Here is a 23,399-nt window from a genome sequence, read left to right as displayed (position 1 = left end):
CAGATGGAGTTCCGAGTCGACCGGCACACGCTCGCCGAGGCCGTCGCGTGGGCCGCGCGGACGCTGCCGTCCCGTCCCGCCGTGCCGGTCCTCGCGGGGATGCTGATCGAAGCCGGCGAGGACGGGATCGCCCTCGCCGGGTTCGACTACGAGGTGTCGGCGCGCGCCCGGATCGACGCGGAGACCGCCGAGCCGGGCCGGGTCCTCGTCCCGGGCCGGCTGCTGTCCGACATCGTCAAGAACCTCCCCGCCCAGCCCGTGGAGGTCTCCACGAAGGGCTCCGAGGTCGTCGTCCGGTGCGGGCCCGCCGAGTTCGGCCTGCTCACGATGCCCGTCGAGGACTACCCCACCCTCCCCGAGCCGCCCGCCCGTGCCGGCACCCTGCCCGGCGCCCTGTTCGCGGAGGCCGTCGCCCAGGTCGTCCCGGCCGCCGGCCGCGACGACACCCTCCCGATGCTGACCGGCGCCCGCATCGACATCGAGGGCGACACGATGTGGCTCGCCTGCACCGACCGGTACCGCATCGCCGCCCGCGAACTGACCTGGTCGCCCGCCGACCCGGGCTTCACCGCGGGCGTCGTCGTCCCGGCCCGCACCCTCGCCGACACCGCCCGGGCCATCCGGCAGGGCGACGAGGTCGCGATCGACCTCGGCGGCTCCGGCGAGGCCCTCATCGGCATCTCCGGCGCCGGCCGCACCATGACCAGCCGCCTCCTCGACGACCAGTACATCAACTACCGGGCCCGGCTCACCGGCGAGTGGACGTCCACCGCCCGCGTCCGCACGGCCCCGTTCGTCGAGGCGATCAAGCGGGCCGCGCTCGTCACCGACCGGGGCACGCCCGTCCGGCTGGCGTTCACGCCCGGCGAGGTGCGGATCCGCGCCGCCGCGGGCGACTCGGCCCGCGCCAACGAGGCCCTCGGCGCCGAACTCGACGGCGACGAGATCGACATCGCGTTCAGCCCCCAGTACCTCCTGGACGCCCTCGCCGGAATCCACACCGAGTGGACGCGCGTCGAGTGCACGGGCCCGACGAAGGCCGCGCTGATCACCGGGATCCCCGACGAGGAGGACGCCGCCGACCGCGACACCGGCTTCCGGTACCTCGCGATGCCGGTCCGCCTCACGTCCTGACCTAGAGGTCCAGCACCGCCAGGACGAACCGGACGTCCCGGTCGCCGGCGTTCGCGTACGAGTGCGGCCGGTCGCCGACGAACACGGCGGCCGCGCCCGCCTCGACGAGGTCGGTGCGCCCGTCCACGCCCAGCGTCAGCACGCCGTCCTCCACGTAGACGATCTCCTTGGTGCCGGGCACGTGCGGGTCGCTCTCCCGGGTCTCGCCCGGCCGCAGCTCCCAGCGCCACAGCTCCAGCGACGGCCGCGGGTCGCTGCCCGCCAGCAGCGTGCCGCGCCCGCCGTGCGCGCCCTCCCACAGCACCACGTGCCGCTCCGGCGGGAACATCCGCACCGGCGGCTCCTCCTCGACCTGCACCAGCCGGGTCAGCGGGACGCCGAGCGCGTCGGAGATGCGGATCAGCGTCCCCAGGTTCGGGTTGCCGCGCCCCTGCTCCAGCCCCACGAGGACGCCCTTGCTGACGCCCGCCCGCCCGGCCAGCTCGTCCAGGCTCCAGCCGTGCCCGGCCCGCAGCGCCCGGACCGTCCGCGCCACGGCCTCGCCGATCGCGCCCTGTTCGCCCACGCATTCCTCCTCAACGCGGACACCAGGATGCCACCGACCCGTCCGGTCGGTATGATGCACTGTCGAGTTCATCGAAATGACCGGAGGAAGGGCATGCTGGAGCGGATCACCGTGGACGAGGCCGTACGGGAGCTGCGGCCCGACTTCGCCGTCCTCGCCGTCACCGCGGAGGGACTCGCGAACGGGCCGGGCGACGCCGCCTCGGCCGACCTGCTCGCCCGCGCCGCGGATCGCGCCGACGCCGCGCACCCGCACGTCGAGGCGTGGCGCGAGGCGTACCGGGCGTTCGGCGCGAAGCCCAAGCGCACCCGCCCGTCCGTCGACGCCCTCATGCGCCGCGCCGTCCCGTCCATCAACCGGGTCGTGGACGCCTACAACGCGGTCAGCGTCGAGCACGCGCTGCCGATCGGCGGCGAGGACCTCGACGCCTACCGCGGCCCCGCCCGCCTCGTCCGCGCCGCCGGCGACGAACCCTTCGACGTCGTCGCGTCCGGCGAACCGGCCGTCGAGCACCCCGAGCCGGGCGAGGTCGTCTGGCGGGACGACGCGGGCGTCACCTGCCGCCGCTGGAACTGGCGGCAGTGCGTCCGCACCCGCATCACCGAGGACACCAAGAACGCCCTGTTCCTCCTGGAACGCCTCGAACCGTACCCCCTCGACGACCTGCACGCCGCCGCCGACGTCCTCGCCGCCCGCCTCCGCGAGATCTCCCCGGACGTCCGGATCGCCACCCGCCTCCTCGCATGGTGACGGTCCTCGCCCTCGGCGCCGCCCTCGCCTACGGCGTCGCCGACTTCCTCGGCGGCGCCGTCTCCCGCCGCGCCACCGCCCTCCAGGCGCTGCTGTGGTGCGTCCCCGTCGGCTTCGCCGTCGTCCTCACCGCCGCGCTGGTCGACGGCGGCGCGCCCACCGCGCCGTCCCTCGCCTGGGGGTTCGGCGCGGGCCTCGCCGGCGGCACCGGCCTCATCACCTTCTACGGCGCGCTCGCCCGCGGCCCGATGAGCGTCGTCGCGCCCGTCTCGGCCCTCGCCGCAGCGATCCTCCCCGTCGCCTTCGGTGTCCTGCGCGGCGAACGGCTCGGCGCCACGGTCGTCGCGGGCGTCCTGCTGTGCCTCGTCGCCATCGGCATGGTCAGCATGGAGCGGGACGCCGAGGCGCCCGCCGAGCGCCGCCTCACCGACTCGGGCCCCCTCATGGCGGCCGTGTCCGGCGTCTGCTTCGGCGTCTTCTTCACCGTCCTCGGCGCGGCGGGCGAGGACGGCGGGCTCTGGCCGATCGTCGGCTCCCGCGTCGGCAACCTCGCGGTCGTCCTGACGGCCGTCGCCGTCACCCTCCGCCTGCGCGGCGGGAACCTCGGCCCCCGCGTGTCCGGCCGCGCGCTCATCGCCCTCGCGCTGCTGTCCGGCACCCTCGACGCGGGCGCGAACGTCCTGTTCGTCGTCGCCACGCAGCAGGGCCTGCTCAGCCTCGCGGCCGTCCTGACGTCCCTCTACCCGGCGATCACCGTCCTGCTCGCCCGCGTCGCCTACAGCGAGCGCCTCCGCGCCGTCCAGCGCGTCGGCCTCGCCGTCGCCGCCACCGGCGTCGTCCTGGTGACTGCGGGCGGATAGTGGAATAGATTATTCCGTTCTGCTAGAATGGGGGTCCTGAACAGCGGGGCGAAGGGGCGGAAGATGAACCGGAAGAGCGAGTGGACGATCCTGGACGAGGCGCACGAGCTCCTGCGGGCGGCCGTCCGCGGCGTCCCCGCCGGGGACATGGGCAAGCCGACCCCCTGCGCGGACTGGACCGTCGCCCAGGTGCTCCAGCACGCCGTCGGCGACCAGCTCGCCTACGCCGCCGCCATCACCGGCGGCCCCGGACCCGAGGAGAACCCGTTCACCCCGTCCGGGACCCTCTCCTCCTCCCCGGAGACCTTGGTGGACGCCGCCGTCCGCGCCGTCGCCGACGCGTGGGCGACCGTCGGCAAGGAACGCGCGGGACGTCGCCGTCCCGATGCCGCCCAACACGATGACCGCCGAGACCGGCGCCGGAGCCTGCGCGCTGGACGCCGCCGTCCACGCCTGGGACATCGCCGTCGCCACCGGCCAGGGATCCCCCCTCGGCACCGACCTCGCCCGCGCGCTCCTGCCGGTCGCCCGGACGGTCGTGATCCAGCCCCTCCGCGACTACGGCGCCTTCGGGCCCGTCCTCGCCGACCGTCCGGGCGACGACGACGTCGCGACGCTGCTCCGCTTCCTCGGCCGCGACCCCGAGCACCCCGTCGCGTCCGCCTGACGGCCGCCGACTGGCAGACACTCGTGTCTGCCAGTCGGCGCGAGTGCCTTCTCCCCGCCGCCCCGGCCCGATAGGTTCCGATCATGGGCTGGGACGGCGACGGGGTACTGGCGGGGCGGTACCGGAGGCTCGGCCGGATCGGCCAGGGCGGCATGGGCGCGGTGTGGCACGCCCGCGACATCGACCTCGACCGCGACGTCGCCGTCAAGGAGCTCCGCGTACCCGACCAGGTCACCGACCAGGAACGGGACGTCTGGTACGCGCGGATGGAACGCGAGGCCCGCGCCGCCGCACGCCTCCGGCACCCCGGCATCGTCACCGTCCACGACCGGGTGATGGGCGACGACGGCCGCCCCTGGATCGTCATGGAACTCGTCCGCGGCCGCTCCCTCGAAGACCTCCTGGCCGAACAGACCGCGCTGCCCCCGCACCGGGTCGCCGCGATCGGCCTCGCGATGCTGGACGCCCTCACGGCGGCCCACGCCCAAGGCGTCGTCCACCGCGACGTCAAGCCCGCGAACGTGCTCCTCGAAGGCGACCGGGTCCTCCTCACCGACTTCGGCATCGCCGCCCTGGAGGGCGACGTCACCATCACCCGCTCGGGCGCGGTGCTGGGCACGCCCGCCTACATGTCCCCCGAGCAGGTGCGGGGCGGCGCCGTCACCCCGGCCTCCGACCTGTGGTCCCTGGCCGCCACCCTCTACACGGCGGTCGAGGGCCGCCGCCCGTTCGACGGCCCCGGCCACGGCGCCGTCTTCGTCGCCATCGCCACCGCCCGGCACGCCCCGCCAAGCTGCGGCGGCCCGCTCGCCCGGGTCCTCGACGGCCTCCTGCGCAAGGACCCGTCCGACCGCCTGTCACCCGCCGAAGCCCGCGACCTGCTCCAAGCCGCCCTCGGCCCGGCCACCGGACAGACCACCACCCTCGACCGGCCACCGCCCACCGCGCTCCTCCGCCCGTCCACCGGCGACGTCCCGTTCAGGCGCCACCGGACGGCCATCGTCAGAGCCGCGCTCCTGTGCACCGCGGTCGCCGTCCTAGCCCTTTTGGCCGGGCCGTGGAGAGGGGGGAGCGGGACGCTCCCCATCGAGCTGTACTGGCGCGAATCGATTTTTCTGCTGCTGCCCGTGGTCGTGGTGTTGGTCCTCATGTGCGGGGCGTGGTTCCTGCCGCACAGGCCGCCGCTCGTCCTCACCTTGATGTTCGCGATCCTCGGTGGCCTTCACCTGGAAACTCTCATCGTCTTCGGGCATCAGCGGTGGTTCGGCGGCATACCCAACATCGAGCCCCACGTCGGGTTCGAGGTCTCCTGGGTTCTGAGCGCCCTCGCGTTCATGCTCGTGTTCGCCGCGGTGAACCCGTCGCTCGCCGAACAGGTGGCGCACCCGCTTGCCCGCCGCGCCCTGCTCACCGTGGTCGTGCCCGTCGAGGGCCTGGCGGCCCTCCTCTGGGTCGTCCCCGTCTATTCGGCGGCAGGGGCGGGCCCGGACCTGGAACCGGACCAGAACGGCCCCTTGTTCGCCGCGCTTCTCCTCCTGGGCCTGTTCTGGCTCGGCGTCCAGCCGTTCATCTGGTCGAGCAAAGTCAGGGCCGAGTTCTCCCGCCGCTGACGTCACCAGTAGTCCGGGGTCGGGACGGCACCCCGGAAGTCGCCGGCGCGCAGCGCCTCGACCGGTATCGACCAGTGCATCCAGCCCCCGTCGCCGCCCATGTGCCAATCGTCCTGCTCCGACAACTGGAGCAGATGCTGATGGGCTCTCGACGCCTCGGCGTCCGGAAAACCCGACGCGCTTCCCGTCGGGAAGGCCGGCCAGCCGAAGGCGAGGTCGGTGCTGTAGAGCGCGCCCGGCCGCTCGGGCCAGTCGCTGTCCGGGTTCCAGGTGGCGATGTAGTCGCGGACGGCGTCCGTCCCCGCGCCGAGCACGTCCCAGGCGGGGTCGTAGTCGTCCGGGAAGGCGAACCCGGGCGAGACCGTCCACGCGACCGACGCGAAGACGCTGCACCCGCCGGGCGCGTCCGTCTCGGCGGCGAGCCCCGGACGCGCCGGGACGACGGCCCCCACCTCCGGCGCGTCGAGAGCGAACTCGAGCGCCCGCTCCACCGCGGCGGGTGCCGCCAGGTCGGAGTGGCCGTCGAGGTAGAAGAAGTTGAGCACCCCCGTCCCGTCCGGCACCAGATCGCCGAGCCAGGGCGCCAGGACGTCGAGGTCGAGGACCGCGAACAGGCTCAGCGGAACACCACCGCACTCCGGCCACGCCGTCCCGGGGTCGAGCATCGCCCGCCCCCCGAACCGGCAGTGCCCCGAACCGCTCAATACAGAACTCACGCAACGCCACGCGTCCCGCCCCGCCCGCTCCAGCGAACCGAGAAGCCGGTGGACGAACTCCGCACGGGCGGCGGGCCGCCGACGCACCGTGTCCCCGACACGGACACTGGCGTTCCCGAAGCCACCGGGCGGCGAGGATTCGGACACCCGTCCATCCTGCCCCGCCGACGACGGGTGCCCCGAGCGTCGAGTCCGCGCCTCAGGCGCGGAGGGAGTCGATCAGGGTGTCGACGGCGGCGAGCGCGGTGCTCGTGTCGAGTCCGGTGCGGGACACCAGGGACAGGCCCTGGACGGTGAACAGCAGCAGCTGGGCCTGGGCCTCCGGGGCGGCGTCCCGGGTGACCTCGCCGGTGGCCTGCGCGCGCCGCAGCGCGTCGGCGACGATGCCGGTGAAACGGGCGTGCGAGCGGGCCACGATCTCGCCGGCCTCGGCGTCCTCCGGGACCAGTTCGGCGGTGGTGTTGCCGATCATGCACCCTCGCGGAACGCCGACGTCGGAGGCGTACTCGTGCGCCCGGGCCGGGGTCGCGAGCACCTCGCGCAACGCCGGCAGCACCGGCCCGTCCTCCAGCGCCGCGACCAGCCGCCGCTCGTAGGTGTCCCAGTAGAGCCGGACCGCCGCCAGGTAGAAGCTCCGCTTGTCGCCGAAGGCGCCGTACAGGCTGCCCCGCTCCACGGCCAGCGCGTCGACGAGGTCCTGGACGGAGGTCGCGCCGTAGCCCCGGGACCAGAACAGCAGGAGCGCGCGCTCCAGAGCCTGCTCCTTGTCGAACGCGCGGGGGCGCCCCGTCCGTGCCATGCCCCCAGGCTACGACTTTTTGACCGCCCGCACAAAACTCCGTACGGTGCTGCCCGAGGTACTTCTTGAACGCCCGCACAGAAGTCGGGCGCACCGCGACGACGCGCCTTGAGCGCGAGCGAGGAGAAAGATCGATGGGTCGTCTTGAGGAGAAGTACGCGCTGATCACCGGCGGGACGGGCGGCATCGGGTTCGAGACCGCCCGCGAGTTCCTCGCCGAGGGCGCGTCCGTCGCGATCACCGGCCGCTCGCCGGAACGGCTGGACGAGGCCGCCCGGCGGTTGGACGGTCCGCTGCTGCCCATCCGCAGCGACGCCGGCGACGTGCCCGGCCAGGCGGCCCTCGCGGCGCGGCTGCGGGACGAGTGGCCGCGGCTCGACATCGTGATGATCAACGCCGCCGACGTCACCCACCTGCCGATCGAAGCATGGACCGAAGAGGCGTTCGACAGGCTCGTCGCCACCAACCTCAAGGCGCCGTTCTTCCTGATCAGAGCCCTGCTGCCGCTCCTGTCGCAGGGAGCGTCGGTCATCCTCGTCGGCTCGGTCTCGGCTTTCATCGGGCACGAGAACGCGGCCGTCTACGGCGCCGCCAAGGCCGGCCTGCTGTCGTTGTCCCGCGGGCTGACCTATGAGCTGAGGGACCGGGGCGTCCGGGTCAACGGACTGAGCCCGGGGCCGACCGTCACCGACACGTTCAAGCCCCTCGGCCCCGAGCGCCAGGCCGCCATCTACGACGAACTCCGCCGCACGGTGCCCCTCCACCGCCTCGGTACGGCCACCGAGCTGGCGAAGGCGGCCGTCTACCTAGCCTCGGACGAGTCCGCGTACACCGCCGGCACCGTGCTGCGCGTCGACGGCGGCATCGGAGAACTCGCCTACTGACCACCCGCCTCGCGGAACCTCAGAGGTCGTGGGCGCCCGACCTGATCGCGCCGAGCAGCGCCCCGAAGGCCCCCCGGTCGAACAGCAGCTTCGGCCCGACGGCGTCCTTGCTGTCGTGGACGGCGACCGCGCGGCGGAGGCCGCTCACCTCGACGCAGTTCTCGCCGATCGTGGGCGGCCGTCACAAGCCGGTCGACCTGAGGGGCCCAGGCCCTGCCGCCACACACATCACATAGAGCACACGACGCTCACAGTGACGGCCCAGCGCTCCAGGCGCCCCCTCGCGAGTACGGCGGGGGCTGCGAGGGATTCCGTCGGAACGGGGGCGGACGACCGTGTGTCCATAATGGCTATCGCGAGAAGTGGATGACTTGAAGGAGAGAGCCATGTGGGCCGTGAGTTCGTTGCCCTACCTCGCTCCCCGGCGGGACGGGGAGGGCGACGCCTGGTCCCAAGAAGCGGCTCAGGCCGGACGCACGGGCACGCAGAATCTCCGCAAGGTCGTCATGACGGCGCCACCTGCGGATGCGGCCGCGGCCCTGGCGTTGCCGGAGGACGCGTCGGCCGTGCTGCGCGGGAGAACGATCCTGCTGGACGATCGCCCTGTCGAACTGGTCGACTCGTGGTATCCGGCCGACGTGGCCGCCGGGACGGCGCTCGCCGAACACGCGAAGATCAAAGGCGGTGCGGTCACGTTGCTGGCCGACCTCGGATACACCGTGCACGAGGCTCGTGAAGAGATCGAGGTTCGTCCGGCGACCGCTGAGGAAGCGGACGGGCTCGGGCTCCCGGACGAGGCTCCGGTGATCGTGCTGCGACGGACGTGCCTGACGGCCGAAGGAGTGCCGTTCGAGTACTCGGTGATGGTCATGGTTCCCGAGGGGCGCCGCTTGCGCTACCGGATGATTGCGAGTTGACGGACATGGTGCGTGCTGACGAACGGCCGCCGTACGAGCGGATGGCCGCGATCCTGCGAGCCCGGATCATGGCGGGCGACATCGCACCCGGAACCCAGCTGCCCTCCACGGCGCGCCTGGTGGAAGAGTTCGGGGTGGCCAACACCACCGTGCAGAAGGCTCTGGCGGTGCTCAAGGGCGAGGGCTACCTGACCAGCCGGCAGGGCAAGGGCGTGTTCGTCCGTGACCGCCAGCCGTTCCGGGTCGGGGCCGAGGTGTACTTCGAGCCGGCTCCGGGCGGCTACTCGTACGAACTGCTGGAGGTCGCCGAGGTCGTGGCCCCGCACGAGGTCGCCGTCGCATTCGGCTTGCGGGACGGCGAGCGGGTCATGATGCGTCGTCGGTTGCTGCGGCATGCCGGACGTCCGGTGGAGCTCGACCGGTCGTACTACCCCCTTGAGCTGGCGCACGGCACCGACCTGGCCGGACACCAGAGGATTCGCGGTGGTGCGCCCCGAGTGCTGGCCGAGCTCGGACTCCCTCTGCGTCACCACGTCGACGCCGTGTCCGCGCGGATGCCGACGAGCGAGGAGGCCGAGCTCCTGTCACTGCCGAACGTGCCGGTCCTTCGGCAAGTCAGGGTCGTCTACTCCGACCATGACCGTCCCGTAGAGGTCTCGGTGCTCATCAAAGGGTCCCATTTGTACGAGTTGCAATACCGCCTCCCGGTCTGACCCTCCTGAGCCGCCGCCACCCCCTCGGTGACCCGGCGGCTTCATTTGATTACCTCTTGTATGCTTATCGCGATAAGCATTAAAGTTAGGTCGTGCCGTCGACTCCCGGCTGCCTTTGTGAACGGGGCCGAGAGCTGGCGGGACGAGAGCGCCGCGCGGTCGGGGTGAGATTGGAACCCTGGTCCCGACCGCGCGGCTACCAACCCACAAGGGAGGAGGTGCGGCCATGGTAGACATCCCACCGGCGGCGCGGGGCGAGGTTCGGCGCGTGGCGGCGGAGCTGGGAGACCTGTGCCCCGGCTGGTTCAGCGAGCGGCTCGACGGACGGCTTGTCGCGCGGCGGCTGGAGGCGCTGTCCGACTACCAGCGCGGGCACGGGTGCCTGGACGAGACGACGAAGCGGTGCTCGCCGAGGTGCGGCGCGTGCTGCCGGGCGCGGTGGCGTGGGCGGGCGAGTACACCGGCTCGTTCTGGCTCCTCCGCAGCGACCGCCTGGAGGAGTTCGCGGACGGACGCGCGCTGCTCGCCCGCGTCCGCGGACTCGCCGTGCCCTGGCCGCCGCCACCGGCCCCGAAGGCCCGCCGGACGGACGTCCGGCACGGTGCGGCGACCGGGCCGCCGAACCGGAGGCCCGCCGCGCCGCCGCGACGCGTCCCCGCGCGGCGCCGGGACGACGACCCGTTCTTCCCGCCGCCCAACCGGGTTCGCCGATTCCTCGGCAGATGCGGCGCGCTTCTCGGCCGAGTGGACGCGGCCCGCTGAGCGCGCCGTACCTGGTCACCGCAGAATTTCAGGCTGCTGTCATGTCACCGGCTCTTGGGGGCGTCCGGCGCCGTCCACGGGCGCGGACGCGTGCGCTTCTTCAGCGGCAACCCCACGCGGGCGGACTTCGACGACCTCGCCCGCCATGTGGTCGAGGGCAAGCTGAGCCCCGCGGTGGACGCAGTCTTCCCCCTGGAGGAGACAGCGGCGGCGCACCGGGCGCTGGAGGCGGGCGGCGTCCGGGGCAAGTACGTGGTCGAGGTCGCGTGGACCCCTGGGAAGGTGCGCGGGGCTTGTCCCCCGTGAGAGCTACCCGGGAATGTCCGCTGAGCGGTGACGATTCGTGGGGTGCCGATTCCGTAGCGTTCTTCTCGTCGCCACGGACACCGCGCCGAGGCGCGAGGCAGACCCCCGCTCCCGCTATGGAGGACCACGATGTTCCGCACCGTCAAGACCGCTGCTCTGACCGCCCTCTCCGCCGCTGTGCTCGGCGCCGGGCTCGTCGGCTGCGACGGTGAGGACCTGGAGAACTGGGACCCGCTGGCCGCGAGCCCGAAGGCGGAGGCCGCGACGTTCACGGGCGCCGAGAAGCTCGACGTGGACGGCAAGTCGGTGAACGTGTCGTGCTCCGGTGAGCTCGCGGACGGCAAGCCGGTCGTGGTCCTCCTGCACGGTGCGGGCGACGGTGTGGACAAGCTGGCCGCGCTCCAGAAGTCGGTGAGCGCCGAGTACCGGGTGTGCTCCTACGACCGGCTCGGGTCGGGCGCGAGCGCCAAGCCGGACGGGCCGCAGAGCTTCGACAGCACCGGGAAGGTGCTGACCGGGGTGCTCGACCAGGTCGCCGGCGACCGTCCGGTGGTGCTGGCGGGGCACTCGCTGGGCGGACTGATCGCCGCCCGGTACGCCCCCGACCACACCGACCGGGTGAAGGGCCTGGTCCTGATGGACGCCACGCCGGCGATGATGACCACCGACGTCAGCAGGATCATCCCCGAGTCGGCGACGGGCCCGGCGGCGGAGCTGCGCGCCCAGAACATCGCGGTCGCGCAGGGGCAGAACCCCGAGCAGCTCGTGATGAAGGACGGGCCGGTGAAGTCCGCCGGGAGCATCCCCGTCGAGGTGATCAAGCACGGGCAGCCGTACCTGGCGGCCGTCCCCCGGTACGGCCAGGGCCTTGAGGACGCGTGGACGGCGGGCCAGAAGAAGTGGCTGGAGCTGTCGAGCGCGAGCAAGCTGACCGTCGCCGAGAAGAGCGGCCACTACGTGTACGTGGACCAGCCGGACGTCGCCGTCAAGGCGATCGGGGGCGTCGCGGAGAAGGCCGCGGCCGCCTGACGGCACGAACGGCGAAGGGCCGCGACCGGAGACGGTCGCGGCCCTTCGCGGTGGCGGTGGTGGTGGGATTCGAACCCACGGAAGGTTGCCCTTCACACGCTTTCGAGGCGTGCGCCCTCGTCCACTAGGCGACACCACCGCGGAAGAGCCTACCGGACGCGGCGGCGTGCGAAGAACTCGATAAGCGGAGCGGCGCACTCGTCGGCGAGGAGACCCGCGATGACCTCGGGCCGGTGGTTGAGCCGGCGGTCGCGGACGACGTCCCACAGCGAGCCCACGGCACCGGCCTTCTCGTCGACCGCGCCGTAGACGAGGCGGGCGATGCGGGCCTGGACGGTCGCGCCCGCGCACATCGTGCAGGGTTCGAGCGTCACGACGAGGGTGCAGCCCGACAGCCGCCACTCGCCGCGGACGGACGCCGCCGCCCGCATCGCGACGATCTCCGCGTGGCCCGTCGGGTCGCCGCCGCCCTCCCGGTCGTTGCGGCCCGTGCCGATGACCTCCCCGGACGGGTCGAGGACGACGGCGCCGACGGGGATCTCGCCCGCGTCCGCCGCGCGCCGCGCCTCGTCCAGCGCGCGCCGCATCGCCGGGACGAGCCCGGGGGTGGGGTCGTCAGTCACGGATCCGGTCGAACTCCTCGCCGAACCCGGCCCGCTCGGCGACCGCCAGCAGCGCGTCGCCCGGCAGGGACCGCTCGCCGAGGTCGGCGAGGCCGCCGGCGTCGACGCCCAGGTCGTCCAGCAGGGCCGGGTCGCCGCCGGGGGCGCCGTCCGGCACCTCTCCGACGAGCTGGTGGAACAGGGGGCCGAGGCCGTCCTCGCGGACGGTCGACACGTACGCGCGGGGCTCCTCCTGGCCGTCCAGCCGGACGACCGCGAACCAGTCGTCGTCCTCCTCGACGAGCAGCAGCACGGGGTCGCCGTACGACTCGACGGCCGCCTCCCGCATCAGGTCGGCGACGTCGTCGGCGTCCGCGGCCTCGGCGAGGACGGCCTCGGCGCCGACCCAGCCCTCCGGGGTCCGTGCGAAGACTGCGGCGAAAGAGGACACGCGTCCATTGTTACCCAACGGGTTCCCCAGGTCACGCCCGTGCGGGCGAGCGGTCCCGCGGATCAGGCGACGGTGTCGGCGGCCCGCTCGAACGCGGCGGCGAAACCGATGCGGCCCGCGATGCTGAGCAGCATCTCGTCCGGGTACAGCTCGAGGTCGCCGGAGATCGCGCCGAGCTCCATCTCGTCCAGCCCGAGATCCGCGAAGATCGACATGTCGCCGACCGGGAGGACCTGGTCGAGTTCCTCGTCGTCCGGGACGGGGATGTCCAGGTATTCCAGGACCTGCGTGGCGAGCGGCCAGTCCACCGACGCCGTGACGTCCGACAGGAACACCATCACCTCGTCGCCGAGCAGGCGGATCGCCACGAAGAAGTCGTCGCCGACCGCGACCAGCCCGATCGTGCCGCCCAGGCTGGGCTGCTGCCGCAGGGCATGGATCAGCCCCGCGAGGTCCTCGGTCAGCGCCACCGGGAGCACCTCGGCCTCCCAGGCTTCGTCCTCCCGGTACACCACGACGGCGAAGTCCGTCGCGTCCACATCCGTCATGTCCACCCCACCGGCGCGGTTCCTGCCAGGGCATGTTCGCAGATGCGGGGCGCCCCCGTACGTCCCACCGCCGAATTCGGGGCGGGCCGGCGCGGACGCCCGGCGCGTCGCGGCACCCGGCGCAACGAACCTACTCGATCGGCGCCGGGGGCGGACCGGCCGCACCTCCCGCGGCGGACGGGTCAGTTGATGCGGAACGTGCGGCGGCGCAGCGCCGCGTGGATGCGGGCGCGCCGCGACCGGTGCGGCGTGACGCGGCGCCGCAGCTCGCGGGCCTCGGCGAGTTCGCGGAGGAACACGGCCCGGCGGCGCAGGTGCTCCCGCACCTCCTCGGGCGAGATGTCCCCCTGGGGACCGGGACGGGACGCCCCGCGCCCCTCGTCCCCCGGGCGGGCTTCGGTGTCGGCGCGGCGGTCCGGGGAGGGCCGGGCGGGTGTGACGTCGCTCACGGACGGTTCGGGCGTCGAGTCCGGCGCGGGGTCGCGGGCCGGCCCCGGCGGCATCGGCTGCTGATCGCTGTCGCGGCTCATACCGCTTTCGTGCCCAGCTCATCCGCGTCCTATCCTGCCTCGTCCCGGACCGGACGAACGCCGCATGTCGGCTACCGTGTGCGCATGCAGACCCTCGCCGTCGACCACCCGCTCGTCGCGCACAAGCTCACCACCCTGCGGGACTCGCGCACCGACTCGCCCACGTTCCGCAGGCTGGCCGACGAGCTGGTCACCCTGCTCGCCTACGAGGCCACCCGCGACGTCCGGGTCGCCGAGGTCACGGTGCCCACCCCGCTGGTGGACGCCGAAGGCGTCCAGCTCGCCAGCCCGAAGCCGCTCGTCGTGCCGATCCTGCGCGCGGGCCTCGGGATGCTGGACGGGATGACCCGGCTGCTGCCGACCGCCGAGGTCGGCTTCCTCGGCATGATCCGCGACGAGGGGTCGCTGCAGGCGCAGACGTACGCGACGCGGCTGCCCGACGACCTGTCCGGCCGGCAGTGCTACGTCCTGGACCCGATGCTCGCGACCGGCGGGACCCTCGCCGCCGCGATCCGGCTGCTGTGCGAGCGCGGCGCCACCGACGTCACCGCGATCTGCCTGCTGGCGGCGCCCGAGGGGCTGAAGCACCTGGAGCAGGCGTTCACCGACATCACCGCGCCGATCCGCGTCGTCACCGCCGCGATCGACTCGCACCTGGACGAGAACGGCTTCATCGTGCCGGGCCTCGGCGACGCGGGGGACCGGCTCTACGGCGTCGTCTGACCGCTCCCGCCGCCCGCCCGTCGCGCCGTCCGCGGGCCGTCCGCGTGCGGCCCGTGCGCCGTCCGTCCGGATGACCACGCGGTCGCAAAGGGTGCCCGAAGATGTTCGTCGGCCCTGGTAGGGGGTATTGAACCCCCACGGAACGCCAGCGCGCGTTCCCCTCCGCCGCCGCGGCACAGGGGACCGTTACGGACCGGGCGGCGTGAGCGAGCTCGAGGATGTCGCAATGGCTCACCACGGGGATGGGGACCTGCCGCGCTACGCGGCGATCGGCGAGCGGCTGACCGAGGAGTTCGCGGGGGTGCATGCCGCAGAGACGGTGACCCGCTGCGTGTCCGCGGCCCGGTACGGCGCCGAGGAGGTCGTCGGGTCGGCGCCCGCCGACCTCGTCGAACGGATCGCGCGCCGGCACCTGGAGGTGCTGGCGGCGGTCGCGGCCGAGAAGCGCCGCACGGCGCGCCGGTCATCTCTCGACAACGCGCCATAGACCTTCCTTTGCCGCGGGTGGCGGCTGTGCGAAACTGATCCGGGGTCTCGAGTCAAGTGCTCCGGGAGGCAGCCGTGCCCGCCAAGAAGTACCTGACGTTGGCCGCGGCGGCCTTCGTGGCGTTCTACGTCGTCACACAGCCGGACGGCGCCACGCGGTCGGTCGAGACCGTGGCCGGCGGGCTCGCCGGCGCCGCCGGTTCCGTGATCACCTTCATCAACGCGGTCGGCTGAGGCCGCGATGAGACTGGTCACCCCCGGCGACTCCGCCCCCGCGTCCGTCAACAAGTACCTGCTGCCGCACGAGAACCAGGTCATCACCGTCCGCCGGCACCCCGCGGTCCTGATGGTCCCGGTCGGGCTCGTCCTCGGCGGCCTGATCATCGCGGGCGTCCTGGTCAACACCGTCGGCGCCGTCATCATGTGGATCTGGTGGGGCTGGCTCGCGCTGCTCGCCTGGTTCGTGTGGCGCGTCGCGGAATGGTCGGTCGACTACTTCGTCATCACGAACCAGCGCATGCTGCTCACCACGGGAATCCTCACCCGCAGCGTCGCGATGATGCCGCTCGCCAAGGTCACCGACATGAGCTTCAAACGCTCCATCACCGGCCGGATGCTGGGCTACGGCGAGTTCGTCCTGGAGTCCGCCGGCCAGGACCAGGCCCTCACGAACATCGACTACCTCCCCTACCCCGAGCAGCTGTATCTCGAGGTCTGCGAGATGATCTTCCCCAACAAGAACCCGGACGACTAGCCGAACCCGCGCCCGACCGCGGCCCGCTTCGTTACTCTCGATGTGCGTTAACCCGCAATGTGCAATCATGTCGGCACCCCAGCCGCCTGATTACTTCCGCTAAGTGAGTCCACATGCCGGGTCCAGGCAATGTCGGCGAACGTGTCCGCAACCTGCGGCTGACCAGACGCTTGTCGCAGGCACAGCTCGCCGGTCACGACCTTTCCGACAGCTACATCTCCTTGATCGAGTCGGGCAAGCGCACACCGACCCCGACCGTGCTGCGCATGCTGGCCGAGCGCCTCGGCTGCACGCCCGAATACCTCGCCGAGGGCGTCGAGCCGGAGCAGCGCACCCACCTCGAGGTCCGGGAGCGCCACGCGCACCTCGCCCTGCTGGGCGGTGACCCGGCGGCCGCCGAAGAAGGCTTCGACGACGTCATCGCGCGCAGCGACGACCCCGACCTCACCTCCCGCGCCCGCTGGGGCCGGGCCCGCGCCCTCGAAGAGCTCGGCCGCACCGACCTCGCCATCGGCCTGTTCGAGGAGCTGCGCGAGCAGGCCGAACGCGACCCCGGCCGGGTCAGCACGCTGCCCGCCGTCATCGCGCTCGCCCGCTGCTACCACACCGTCGGCGACCTCGGGCAGGCCATCGCGCTCGGCGAGCGCGCCATGGAGCGCCTCCGCGTCGTCGGGCTGGGCGTCGGCCGCGAGCACACCGAAGCGGGCCGCGTCCTCCTCCTCGCGTACGTGGACCGGTCCGACCCGGCGCGCGCGCACGAGATCGGCCGCCGGCTCCTGTACCCGGAGGGCGCGGACGAGCCCACGAGCGTCCACTACCAGCGTGCGAGCCTGCGCGCGCTCGACGAGGGCGCGATCGGCGACTCGCTGTACTTCGCCGACCAGGCCCTCGCGGCCCGCACCGAGGGCGCCCCGCCGCGCGCCGACGCCCGCCTGCACCTCGCCGCCGCCAAGGCGCTGCTCCGCGGCGTCGCGCCGTTCTCGGCGGAGAACCCCTCGATCGTCCCCGACGCCTTCGGGCGCCCCCGCCCCGAGGGGACCGCCGACGCCGCCCGCGAGGCGCTCGAACTCCTGGACCGGACGTCCGCGCTCACCGGCGCCGAAGCCACCGAGTCCGCGATCACCCGTGCGCGCGCGCTCGTCCTGGTCGGGAGCCTGGACGAGGCCATCGCGGGGCTCGAGCGGTTCCTCGACACCGGGTTCGCTTTGCAGCCGCCGAGCCCCGCGTTGGCCCGTCCGCTGGCCCCCCAGCCCGGACAGGACCTCGTGGCCCGCGCCCGGACGGCCGTCCGGGCACGTCTCGTCCTCGCGCGCGCTCGCGTCGCGCAGGGCGACCCGCAGGCCGCGCAGGTCGTCCTGCAGGCCGCGTCCGGGCAACTGGAGACGCTCCCGGCGGGACGGACGACGGCGCACCTGCTGCGCGACATGGGCGAGCTGTTCGAACTGGTCAAGGACGGCGAGAGCGCGGCCGCCGCGTACCGGCAGGCGCTCGAGGCCACCGGCCTGCGCGCGGGCCGCCCGCACGAGGCCAACTGCGACCTCGGCCGCGTCTGACGCCCGTCCGGGCCCGTCCCGGCGCCCGGCCCCGTCGCGGCTCCGCCGCGGCGCGGAATAAACGCACGCCTCCGGTGGTCCTACCATGGAGACATGGGATGACCGGCTGACTGCGGCCGGGTGATGGAGGGGACCGCCGATGACGCTGCGCACCACGCGCCGCTCCTCGCTCGTCGACCAGGTGATCGACCAGCTGAGGGACGAGATCGCGAACGGCGTCTGGCCGGTCGGCGGGAAGATCCCGCCGGAGCCGGTCCTGTCGGAGACCCTCGGCGTCGGCCGCAACACCGTCCGCGAGGCCGTCCGCGCTCTCACCCACGCGGGGCTGCTCGACAGCCGGCAGGGCGACGGCACCTACGTGCGCGCCACCAGCGAGCTGTCCGGCGCCGTCCGGCGGCGCCTGGAGAAGGCCGAGCTCATCGAGATCCTCGAGGTCCGGCGCGGGCTGGAGGTGGAGGCCGCCCGGCTCGCCGCCGGCCGCCGCACCGAGGCCGACACCGCCGCGATCGCCGTCGCCCTCGCCCGCCGCGACGCCGCCTGGGCCGCGGGCGACCACGCCGCGTTCGTCGAGGCCGACCTCGCCTTCCACACCGCCGTCGTCGACGCCACCCACAACCGGGTCCTCACCGACCTCTACCGCGACTTCAGCACCGCGCTGCGCGCGAGCATCGGCGCCGCGGGCGTCCTGCTGCGGCACGCGGACGTCCCGCACGGGCCCATCGCCCGCGCCATCGAGGCCGGCGACGCCGAGGCCGCCACCCGCGCCACGCACGCCTGCCTCGACCGGATCCTCGCCTCCGCCGCCCCCGACGCGGACGCCCCCGACGGCGCGGCCCCCGGCGCGGGGCCCGCGAGCGCGGTCGTGCCGGGCGCGCCGGAGCCGCCGCCCCCCGTCGGGACGCCCGGCGGGGCCGGGGCCGCCACGTAGCGAGACACCGCCCAGCGGGCCCCCTCCCTCCCCATCGCGGGCCGTCGCTCTGACACGCCCGATTCCTCCCACCGATTCCCGTTCCGTGGAGCCGCGCCGCGAGCGCACGACGAAGGTGAAATGAACGCGTCCTCGAACCCCTCCGCCACGACGGCGACCCCCGCCCCGGCGGCGTCACGCGCCACCGCGGCCTGGGCCCTGGCCGGGCTGGTGCTGCTCACCGTCAACCTGCGCGCCGCGATCACCGGGATCTCCCCGGTGCTCGGCGAGCTGCGCGACGCCTTCGGGCTGTCCGGCGTCGGGGTGAGCGTCCTCACCACGCTCCCGGTGCTGTGCCTCGGCGTCTTTGCCTCCCTCGCGCCGGTGCTGGCCCGCCGGCTCGGCACCGAGGCCGCCATCGCCGGCTCCCTCGTCATGATCACCGCGGGGATCCTGCTGCGCGTCGTCGCGTACGCGCCCGCGCTCTACCTTGGAACGGTCCTCGCGGGCGCGGGCATCGCGATGGGCAACGTCCTCCTGCCCGCCGTGATCAAGCGGGCGTTCCCGCGCCGCGTCGGCTCCCTGACCGGCGTCGCGATGATGCTGATGGCCGCGAGCGGCGCCGTCGCCGCCGGACTCGCCGTGCCGCTCGACCACGCGGGCGGCTGGCGCCTCGCGCTCGCCGTCTGGGCCGTCCCGTCCCTGGTCGCCGCGCTGGTGTGGGGCCCGCTCGCGCTCCGCGGCCGGCGCGCCGCCGAGGCGGCGGACGTCCCCGGCGGCGCCGCCCGCCCGGTGGAGGGCTCCCTGCTGCGCTCGCCGCTCGCCTGGTGCGTCGCGGTGTTCATGGGCCTGGCCTCGCTGATGTTCTACGTGCTGATGTCCTGGCTGCCGGAGATGATGCAGGACGCCGGGTACGCGCCCGCCACGGCCGGGATGATGGTCTCGGTCATGATGATCGTCGGTATCCCGCTCGGCTTCCTCGTCCCGGTGTTCGCCGCCCGGCTCCGCGACCAGCGCGCCGTCGTCGCCGCGATCGGCGCCGTGATGGTCGTCGGCATCGGCGGCATGCTCCTCGCGCCGTCCGCCGGCTGGGTGTGGACGGTCACGCTCGGCCTCGGCGTCGGCAGCGCCTTCCCGCTCGCCTACACGCTGCTGAGCCTGCGGTCGCCGAGCCCGTCGGTCGCCGCGCGGCTGTCCGGGATGGCGCAGACCGGCGGGTACCTGCTCGCCGGCGCCGGCCCGCTCGCGGCGGGCGTCCTGCACAGCGCCACCGGCGGCTGGGACGTCTCGCTCGTGCTGCTGCTCGCCCTGGTCGTCCCGGAGATCGCCTTCGGGCTGCTCGCCGCCCGCCCCGGCTTCATCCGCCTCGGCGGCGGCGGACCGCTCGTCGAGGCGAAGGAGATCGCCGTCCCCGCCCCGGCCCGCACCCGCTGACCCGCGCCGGGGTCAGCGGCGCAGGTCCACGGCGTCCAGGTCGAGGACGCGGGCGTGCAGGACGGTCCGCTGCTGCAGGGCCGCGCGCAGGGCGCGGTGCAGGCCGTCCTCCAGGTACATCTCGCCGCGCCACTGGACGACATGGGGGAACAGGTCGCCGTAGAAGGTCGAGTCCTTCGCGAGGAGCGACTGGAGGTCGAGCTCCCGCTTGGTGCTGACGAGCTGGTCGAGGCGGACCTGGCGAGGGGGGATCTTGGCCCAGTCCCGGGACGAGAGCCCGTGGTCCGGATAGGGCCTTCCCACGCCGACCGCCTTGAAGATCACCCCATGAGTCTACGGTGTCGGACGCGGTCGCAGAAAGAAACGCAACTACCCGGGTCACCATTTTCACCTCGGGTGTAAACCAATTACATCGCAGGTCAGCGACCCTGTGAGTATTTTGCGTCAGCGCAGTTTGATCGCCCCGCCGTCGGCCATGACCGTCTGGCCGGTCATGTACCGGGCGTCGTCCCCGGCGAGGAACGCGACGATGGGCGCGACGTCCCGGAGCGGGTCCCCGAACCGGCCCAGCGGCACCTTCGCGGCCGACTCCGCGTACTGCCGCGGGTGCGCCTCCGCCCACTGCGCGACACCGGCGGTCTTCGCCATCGGGCAGACCACGTTGACGCGGATCCCGTGCACCGCCCACTCGTTCGCCACGACCCTGCTGAGACCCCGGATCGCCTCCTTCGCGGCCGCGTAGGACGCCTGGTTCCGCTGCCCGTCCAGCCCGGCACCGGACCCGAAGTTCACCACCGACGCGCCGTCGGCCTTCTTCAGCTCCTCGAACGCCGCCAGCATGAAGTTCCGCGTCGCCCCCAGCCCGCTGTCCATCGCGAGCCGCCAGTCGTCGTCCGTCTGCTCGGCGAACGGACGCTGCCGCGACGCGGACGCGTTGTTGACCAGCGTGTCGAGCCCGCCGAACCGCTCGGCGGCCGCCGCGACCGCGCCGTCCGCGACGGCCCGGTCCGACACGTCCCCCTGGCGGAACACCACCGCGCCGCCGAACTCCCCGGCGAGCGCCTCCCCGGCGTCCCGCTGCAGGTCCACGACGACGACCCGGGCGCCGCGCTCCACGAACAGCCGGGTGATCGCCTCCCCGATGCCCGACGCGCCCCCGGTGACGATCGCCGTCTTCCCGTCCAGACCGCCGCTCCCCATGCCGTCCCGCCCCTCGTTCGTCCCGTTCGCGTCCCATCGGCCGCCGATCCGCGCGCCGACACCCTCACCGTAAGCAGGGGCGGAACGGCGCGGACGCGCCGGTACCGCTGATCGGTACCGGCGTCCCGGCGGCGCGCCCCGGACCGCCGGCCGGCGCGGCGATCCCGCGGATCCGGCCGGTGGGCGGGACGGGCGGTGGCGTGCCGCGCCGCGTCAGCGCGCCGCGAACTTCTCGACGGCCTCCGGGGTGACGGGGGTGAAGAAGTTGACGAGGTTGCCGTCGGGGTCGCGGAACAGCAGCGACCGGTTGCCCCACGGCATCGTGGCGGGCTCGGCGACGACGTCGGTGACGGCACCGGCCAGGTCCCGGTAGACGCGGTCCACGTCGTCGACGAGGAACTCGGTGATCACGCTGCCGTTGTCCGCCGGACGGGCGGAGCCCGGCGCGAACAGCGGGACGGTCGCGGTGCCGGCGATCGCGAGAGTGCCGCCCGCGGTGGCGATCTCGGCGAAGTGCTCGCCGGCCCACGCCGCCCGCACCCCCGTCGCCCGCTCGTAGAACGCGACGAGGCGCTTCACGTCACCGGTGATGATGCGGATCGAAGTGAACTTCATTGGGATCTCCTTGGCCGTGTGCGAGGCGTGCGTGCCCTGCGCCGTGCAGGCTAGGAGGGATAGTGGACAGAATCGGTCCAGTATTCGCGTTAGGTTGTGGAGATGTCCCGCCCCACCACCCGCGTTCTGACCCTCCTGGAGCTGCTGCAGTCGGGCGGCACCCGGACCGTGGCCGAACTCGCCGACCGCCTCGGCGTCGAAGGGCGCACCGTGCGGCGGTACGTGGACCACCTCATCGACCTGGACGTGCCCGTGGAATCGGTGCGCGGCCGCTACGGCGGATACCGGCTCGCCCCCGGGTACCGCCTGCCTCCCCTCATGTTCAGCGACGACGAGGCGCTGGCCGTCCTGCTCGGCCTCGTCGCCGGACGCCGGTCGGGGCTGACGACCGCGCAGGAGACCGCGGGCGAGACCGCCGCGGCGAAGATCCGGCGCGTGCTGCCCGAGCGCGTCGCCCGCCGTTTCGACGCGGTCCGGGAGTCGCTCGCCTTCACGGAACCGCCCGGAGCGTCCGGCACCCCGGACGCGGAGGCCCTGCTCACCGTCGCCGACGCGGTCCGCCACCGCCGGCCGGTCTCGGTCCGCTACACCGACCGCGACGGGCGGCGCAGCGACCGCACCCTGCACGCGTACGGGATCGTCGCGCATGCCGGCCGCTGGTACGTCACCGGCCAGGACGCCCGCATCGGCGAGGACCGCACCTTCCGGCTCGACCGCATCGCGGACGCGCGGACCCTCCCCGGCTCGTTCGAGGCGCCCGCCGCTCCCGCCCCCGCCGAGCGCCTGCTGACGTCGTTCGCCGCGGCCGAGTACCGGCACACGGTCACCCTGCGAATCCACGGGACGGTCGAGCAGATCCGCACCCGCCTCCCAGCGACCATCGCCACCATCGATGAGCACGACCCCGCGACGGGCGAGCGGGAGTCTGCGGATGAGCGTTGGCTGCGTGTTCGGCTGCGGGTGGAGCGGCTCGACTGGCTGCCCCCGGTTCTGGCCTCGCTCGACCGGCCGTTCGCCATCGAGCGGCCCGACGAGCTCCGCGACCTCGTCGCCGCACTCGCCGAACGCCTCGCGTCCTCCGCACGCCGCGCCTGACCGACCGACGGTGCCCTAGCGCGGCGGCATCGCCGCGATCGCCGCCCCGGCGACCTCCCGGGCCTTCGCCCGGCACCCCGACCGGCCCAGGTCCCCGTTCAGCGACACGTCCCCCATGAGATTGCCGTCCAGGACGTACAGTGAACAGGCCCCACTCCCCGGCCCAAGGGGAAGTCGGATCGGGCACCTCCCAGAACGCGCGACTGGAGGCAGCCATATAGACATGAGTGTCTCTTCGGCTGTGGCGACCGACACGCGCCACAAAACACTGAAGGCGGCACCCGATGGGTGCCGCCTTCGACGTCGTGCGCCCCGAAGGGCGAGCGGAGGATGCGAGATTCGAACTCGCGAGGGCGTGAACCCAACACGCTTTCCAAGCGTGCGCCCTAGGCCACTAGGCGAATCCTCCGCAGGACAGCCTACCGGGTACCGGGCAGTGGTCGCGCATCAATTACCGCCCCCACCGGAATCGGACCGTAGACGTGCGGGAACACCCCGTCCCCCACCGGCTCGTCCCGGACGGGCGCGCCGCCCAGCCGCGACACGTCGATCACCAGCAGGACCAGCTCGTCCCGGTCCACACCCTTGTAGAAGCGGTCGAGGACGCCTCGCACCTGGTCCATGTCGGACGAGCAGTGCACGAAGCCCTCGTCGTCCAGCGTCCGTCCGAGGGTGGACATGCGGTACGACACACCCGCGTCCCTCGCCGGTTCCCAATGGCGTCGTTCCGCGATGTGCAGGAGTGTGCGCCGCGCCGGAGCGGTATCGGAGTCGCCCATGAGGCGGAGA

The 23,399-nt window shown here is 73.4% G+C and carries 30 protein-coding genes, 2 tRNA genes and 2 pseudogenes; 20 read left to right on the top strand and 14 right to left on the bottom strand.

Going from position 1 to position 23,399, the window contains the following annotated elements; genetic code table 11:
• Positions 1-3: 3 nt before the first annotated feature.
• Complete coding sequence (dnaN, locus tag H505_RS0123560) at positions 4-1,134, top strand: DNA polymerase III subunit beta (RefSeq protein WP_026403938.1); 1,131 nt, start codon at positions 4-6, stop codon at positions 1,132-1,134.
• Position 1,135: 1 nt separating this feature from the next.
• Here dnaN and H505_RS0123555 read toward each other — a convergent pair whose 3' ends face one another.
• Positions 1,136-1,699 carry a helix-turn-helix domain-containing protein gene (locus H505_RS0123555; RefSeq protein ID WP_026403937.1) on the bottom strand — a complete coding sequence of 188 codons (564 nt, stop codon included), beginning with the start codon at positions 1,697-1,699 and terminating at the stop codon, positions 1,136-1,138.
• A 93-nt stretch (positions 1,700-1,792) separates the two neighbouring features.
• Between H505_RS0123555 and H505_RS0123550 the strand changes: the two genes are divergently transcribed.
• From H505_RS0123550 to H505_RS48030, 5 genes and pseudogenes are all read left to right on the top strand, one after another.
• Positions 1,793-2,449: a B3/B4 domain-containing protein gene (locus H505_RS0123550; RefSeq protein WP_026403936.1), complete on the top strand. Its 657-nt coding sequence runs from the start codon at positions 1,793-1,795 to the stop codon at positions 2,447-2,449.
• Positions 2,443-3,309 carry an EamA family transporter gene (locus H505_RS0123545; RefSeq protein WP_026403935.1) on the top strand — a complete coding sequence of 289 codons (867 nt, stop codon included), beginning with the start codon at positions 2,443-2,445 and terminating at the stop codon, positions 3,307-3,309. Before H505_RS0123550 ends, H505_RS0123545 begins: the two co-directional genes overlap by 7 nt.
• 27 nt (positions 3,310-3,336) lie before the next feature.
• Positions 3,337-3,693 (top strand): annotated as a pseudogene (locus H505_RS52765) (maleylpyruvate isomerase N-terminal domain-containing protein); the annotation flags it as partial.
• 16 nt (positions 3,694-3,709) lie between these two features.
• Positions 3,710-3,976 (top strand): DinB family protein, encoded by a 267-nt coding sequence (locus H505_RS51890; protein ID WP_245592615.1) that lies wholly within the window; start codon positions 3,710-3,712, stop codon positions 3,974-3,976.
• Positions 3,977-4,059: 83 nt separating this feature from the next.
• Positions 4,060-5,586, top strand: coding sequence for a serine/threonine-protein kinase (locus H505_RS48030; RefSeq protein WP_051301084.1), 1,527 nt, complete (start codon positions 4,060-4,062; stop codon positions 5,584-5,586).
• Between the two features lie 2 nt (positions 5,587-5,588).
• On the opposite strand, the gene H505_RS43935 is transcribed toward H505_RS48030, so the two are convergent.
• The gene (locus tag H505_RS43935) at positions 5,589-6,302 is read right to left on the bottom strand and encodes a DUF1963 domain-containing protein (RefSeq protein ID WP_211238544.1); all 714 of its coding nucleotides are present in this window, start codon (positions 6,300-6,302) and stop codon (positions 5,589-5,591) included.
• Between the two features lie 199 nt (positions 6,303-6,501).
• A complete protein-coding gene (locus H505_RS0123525) occupies positions 6,502-7,101 on the bottom strand; it encodes a TetR/AcrR family transcriptional regulator (protein WP_026403934.1) in 600 nt (199 codons plus the stop codon).
• Positions 7,102-7,235: 134 nt separating this feature from the next.
• On the opposite strand from H505_RS0123525, the gene H505_RS0123520 reads away from it, so the two are divergent.
• Positions 7,236-7,985: an SDR family oxidoreductase gene (locus tag H505_RS0123520; protein ID WP_026403933.1), complete on the top strand. Its 750-nt coding sequence runs from the start codon at positions 7,236-7,238 to the stop codon at positions 7,983-7,985.
• A gap of 19 nt (positions 7,986-8,004) precedes the next feature.
• On the opposite strand, the gene H505_RS49210 is transcribed toward H505_RS0123520, so the two are convergent.
• The gene (locus tag H505_RS49210) at positions 8,005-8,154 is read right to left on the bottom strand and encodes a DUF397 domain-containing protein (protein WP_084550702.1); all 150 of its coding nucleotides are present in this window, start codon (positions 8,152-8,154) and stop codon (positions 8,005-8,007) included.
• A 217-nt stretch (positions 8,155-8,371) separates the two neighbouring features.
• Here H505_RS49210 and H505_RS0123510 point away from each other — a divergent pair, with 217 nt between their 5' ends.
• The 5 genes from H505_RS0123510 to H505_RS0123490 all read left to right on the top strand — a co-directional run bounded on the left by H505_RS0123510 (position 8,372) and on the right by H505_RS0123490 (position 11,712).
• A complete protein-coding gene (locus tag H505_RS0123510) occupies positions 8,372-8,902 on the top strand; it encodes a UTRA domain-containing protein (RefSeq protein WP_034519511.1) in 531 nt (176 codons plus the stop codon).
• 5 nt (positions 8,903-8,907) lie between these two features.
• Complete coding sequence (locus H505_RS0123505; RefSeq protein ID WP_026403931.1) at positions 8,908-9,615, top strand: GntR family transcriptional regulator; 708 nt, start codon at positions 8,908-8,910, stop codon at positions 9,613-9,615.
• 378 nt (positions 9,616-9,993) lie between these two features.
• Positions 9,994-10,377, top strand: coding sequence for a hypothetical protein (locus tag H505_RS0123500; RefSeq protein ID WP_157433102.1), 384 nt, complete (start codon positions 9,994-9,996; stop codon positions 10,375-10,377).
• Between the two features lie 90 nt (positions 10,378-10,467).
• Complete coding sequence (locus H505_RS0123495; protein ID WP_026403929.1) at positions 10,468-10,683, top strand: zinc-binding dehydrogenase; 216 nt, start codon at positions 10,468-10,470, stop codon at positions 10,681-10,683.
• A 129-nt stretch (positions 10,684-10,812) separates the two neighbouring features.
• A complete protein-coding gene (locus H505_RS0123490) occupies positions 10,813-11,712 on the top strand; it encodes an alpha/beta fold hydrolase (RefSeq protein ID WP_026403928.1) in 900 nt (299 codons plus the stop codon).
• A 51-nt stretch (positions 11,713-11,763) separates the two neighbouring features.
• Here H505_RS0123490 and H505_RS0123485 read toward each other — a convergent pair.
• The 5 genes from H505_RS0123485 to H505_RS43930 all read right to left on the bottom strand — a co-directional run bounded on the left by H505_RS0123485 (position 11,764) and on the right by H505_RS43930 (position 13,843).
• A tRNA-Ser gene (locus H505_RS0123485) sits at positions 11,764-11,851 on the bottom strand.
• A gap of 10 nt (positions 11,852-11,861) precedes the next feature.
• Positions 11,862-12,299, bottom strand: coding sequence for a tRNA adenosine(34) deaminase TadA (tadA, locus tag H505_RS0123480; protein WP_034519562.1), 438 nt, complete (start codon positions 12,297-12,299; stop codon positions 11,862-11,864).
• 28 nt (positions 12,300-12,327) lie between these two features.
• Entirely contained in the window at positions 12,328-12,765 is a 438-nt protein-coding gene (locus H505_RS0123475; RefSeq protein WP_026403926.1) for a tRNA adenosine deaminase-associated protein, read from the bottom strand.
• Positions 12,766-12,827: 62 nt separating this feature from the next.
• The gene (locus H505_RS0123470; RefSeq protein ID WP_026403925.1) at positions 12,828-13,313 is read right to left on the bottom strand and encodes a tRNA adenosine deaminase-associated protein; all 486 of its coding nucleotides are present in this window, start codon (positions 13,311-13,313) and stop codon (positions 12,828-12,830) included.
• 182 nt (positions 13,314-13,495) lie between these two features.
• The gene (locus tag H505_RS43930) at positions 13,496-13,843 is read right to left on the bottom strand and encodes a hypothetical protein (protein WP_034519508.1); all 348 of its coding nucleotides are present in this window, start codon (positions 13,841-13,843) and stop codon (positions 13,496-13,498) included.
• An 84-nt stretch (positions 13,844-13,927) separates the two neighbouring features.
• Between H505_RS43930 and upp the strand changes: the two genes are divergently transcribed.
• The 7 genes and pseudogenes from upp to H505_RS43920 all read left to right on the top strand — a co-directional run bounded on the left by upp (position 13,928) and on the right by H505_RS43920 (position 19,700).
• Positions 13,928-14,566, top strand: a complete 639-nt coding sequence (gene upp, locus H505_RS0123460; RefSeq protein WP_026403923.1) for a uracil phosphoribosyltransferase — start codon at positions 13,928-13,930, stop codon at positions 14,564-14,566.
• A 226-nt stretch (positions 14,567-14,792) separates the two neighbouring features.
• Complete coding sequence (locus tag H505_RS0123455; protein ID WP_026403922.1) at positions 14,793-15,053, top strand: hypothetical protein; 261 nt, start codon at positions 14,793-14,795, stop codon at positions 15,051-15,053.
• A gap of 74 nt (positions 15,054-15,127) precedes the next feature.
• The gene (locus H505_RS50685; protein ID WP_169528856.1) at positions 15,128-15,286 is read left to right on the top strand and encodes a hypothetical protein; all 159 of its coding nucleotides are present in this window, start codon (positions 15,128-15,130) and stop codon (positions 15,284-15,286) included.
• Between the two features lie 7 nt (positions 15,287-15,293).
• Positions 15,294-15,806 (top strand): PH domain-containing protein, encoded by a 513-nt coding sequence (locus tag H505_RS0123445; protein WP_026403921.1) that lies wholly within the window; start codon positions 15,294-15,296, stop codon positions 15,804-15,806.
• Between the two features lie 113 nt (positions 15,807-15,919).
• Positions 15,920-17,359: a helix-turn-helix transcriptional regulator gene (locus tag H505_RS0123440; RefSeq protein WP_026403920.1), complete on the top strand. Its 1,440-nt coding sequence runs from the start codon at positions 15,920-15,922 to the stop codon at positions 17,357-17,359.
• Between the two features lie 139 nt (positions 17,360-17,498).
• A pseudogene (locus H505_RS43925) lies at positions 17,499-18,161 on the top strand (FadR/GntR family transcriptional regulator); the annotation flags it as partial.
• A gap of 246 nt (positions 18,162-18,407) precedes the next feature.
• A complete protein-coding gene (locus H505_RS43920) occupies positions 18,408-19,700 on the top strand; it encodes a CynX/NimT family MFS transporter (protein WP_084550696.1) in 1,293 nt (430 codons plus the stop codon).
• A gap of 12 nt (positions 19,701-19,712) precedes the next feature.
• On the opposite strand, the gene H505_RS0123425 is transcribed toward H505_RS43920, so the two are convergent.
• The 3 genes from H505_RS0123425 to H505_RS0123415 all read right to left on the bottom strand — a co-directional run bounded on the left by H505_RS0123425 (position 19,713) and on the right by H505_RS0123415 (position 21,515).
• On the bottom strand, positions 19,713-20,024 hold the full coding sequence (locus tag H505_RS0123425) for a type II toxin-antitoxin system VapB family antitoxin (RefSeq protein WP_026403919.1): 312 nt from the start codon (positions 20,022-20,024) through the stop codon (positions 19,713-19,715).
• 120 nt (positions 20,025-20,144) lie between these two features.
• Positions 20,145-20,900 carry an SDR family NAD(P)-dependent oxidoreductase gene (locus H505_RS0123420; protein ID WP_026403918.1) on the bottom strand — a complete coding sequence of 252 codons (756 nt, stop codon included), beginning with the start codon at positions 20,898-20,900 and terminating at the stop codon, positions 20,145-20,147.
• Between the two features lie 213 nt (positions 20,901-21,113).
• Positions 21,114-21,515, bottom strand: a complete 402-nt coding sequence (locus H505_RS0123415; protein ID WP_026403917.1) for a VOC family protein — start codon at positions 21,513-21,515, stop codon at positions 21,114-21,116.
• A gap of 102 nt (positions 21,516-21,617) precedes the next feature.
• Between H505_RS0123415 and H505_RS0123410 the strand changes: the two genes are divergently transcribed.
• Positions 21,618-22,610 (top strand): helix-turn-helix transcriptional regulator, encoded by a 993-nt coding sequence (locus H505_RS0123410; protein ID WP_026403916.1) that lies wholly within the window; start codon positions 21,618-21,620, stop codon positions 22,608-22,610.
• A 324-nt stretch (positions 22,611-22,934) separates the two neighbouring features.
• Here the strand turns inward: H505_RS0123410 and H505_RS0123400 are convergent.
• A tRNA-Ser gene (locus H505_RS0123400) sits at positions 22,935-23,019 on the bottom strand.
• Between the two features lie 10 nt (positions 23,020-23,029).
• Complete coding sequence (locus H505_RS0123395) at positions 23,030-23,389, bottom strand: DUF952 domain-containing protein (protein WP_051301082.1); 360 nt, start codon at positions 23,387-23,389, stop codon at positions 23,030-23,032.
• Positions 23,390-23,399: the final 10 nt, after the last annotated feature.

Source organism: Actinomadura rifamycini DSM 43936 (genome assembly GCF_000425065.1).
In the GTDB taxonomy this organism is placed as follows: domain Bacteria; phylum Actinomycetota; class Actinomycetes; order Streptosporangiales; family Streptosporangiaceae; genus Spirillospora; species Spirillospora rifamycini.
This window is presented reverse-complemented; position numbering and strand designations above follow the sequence as displayed.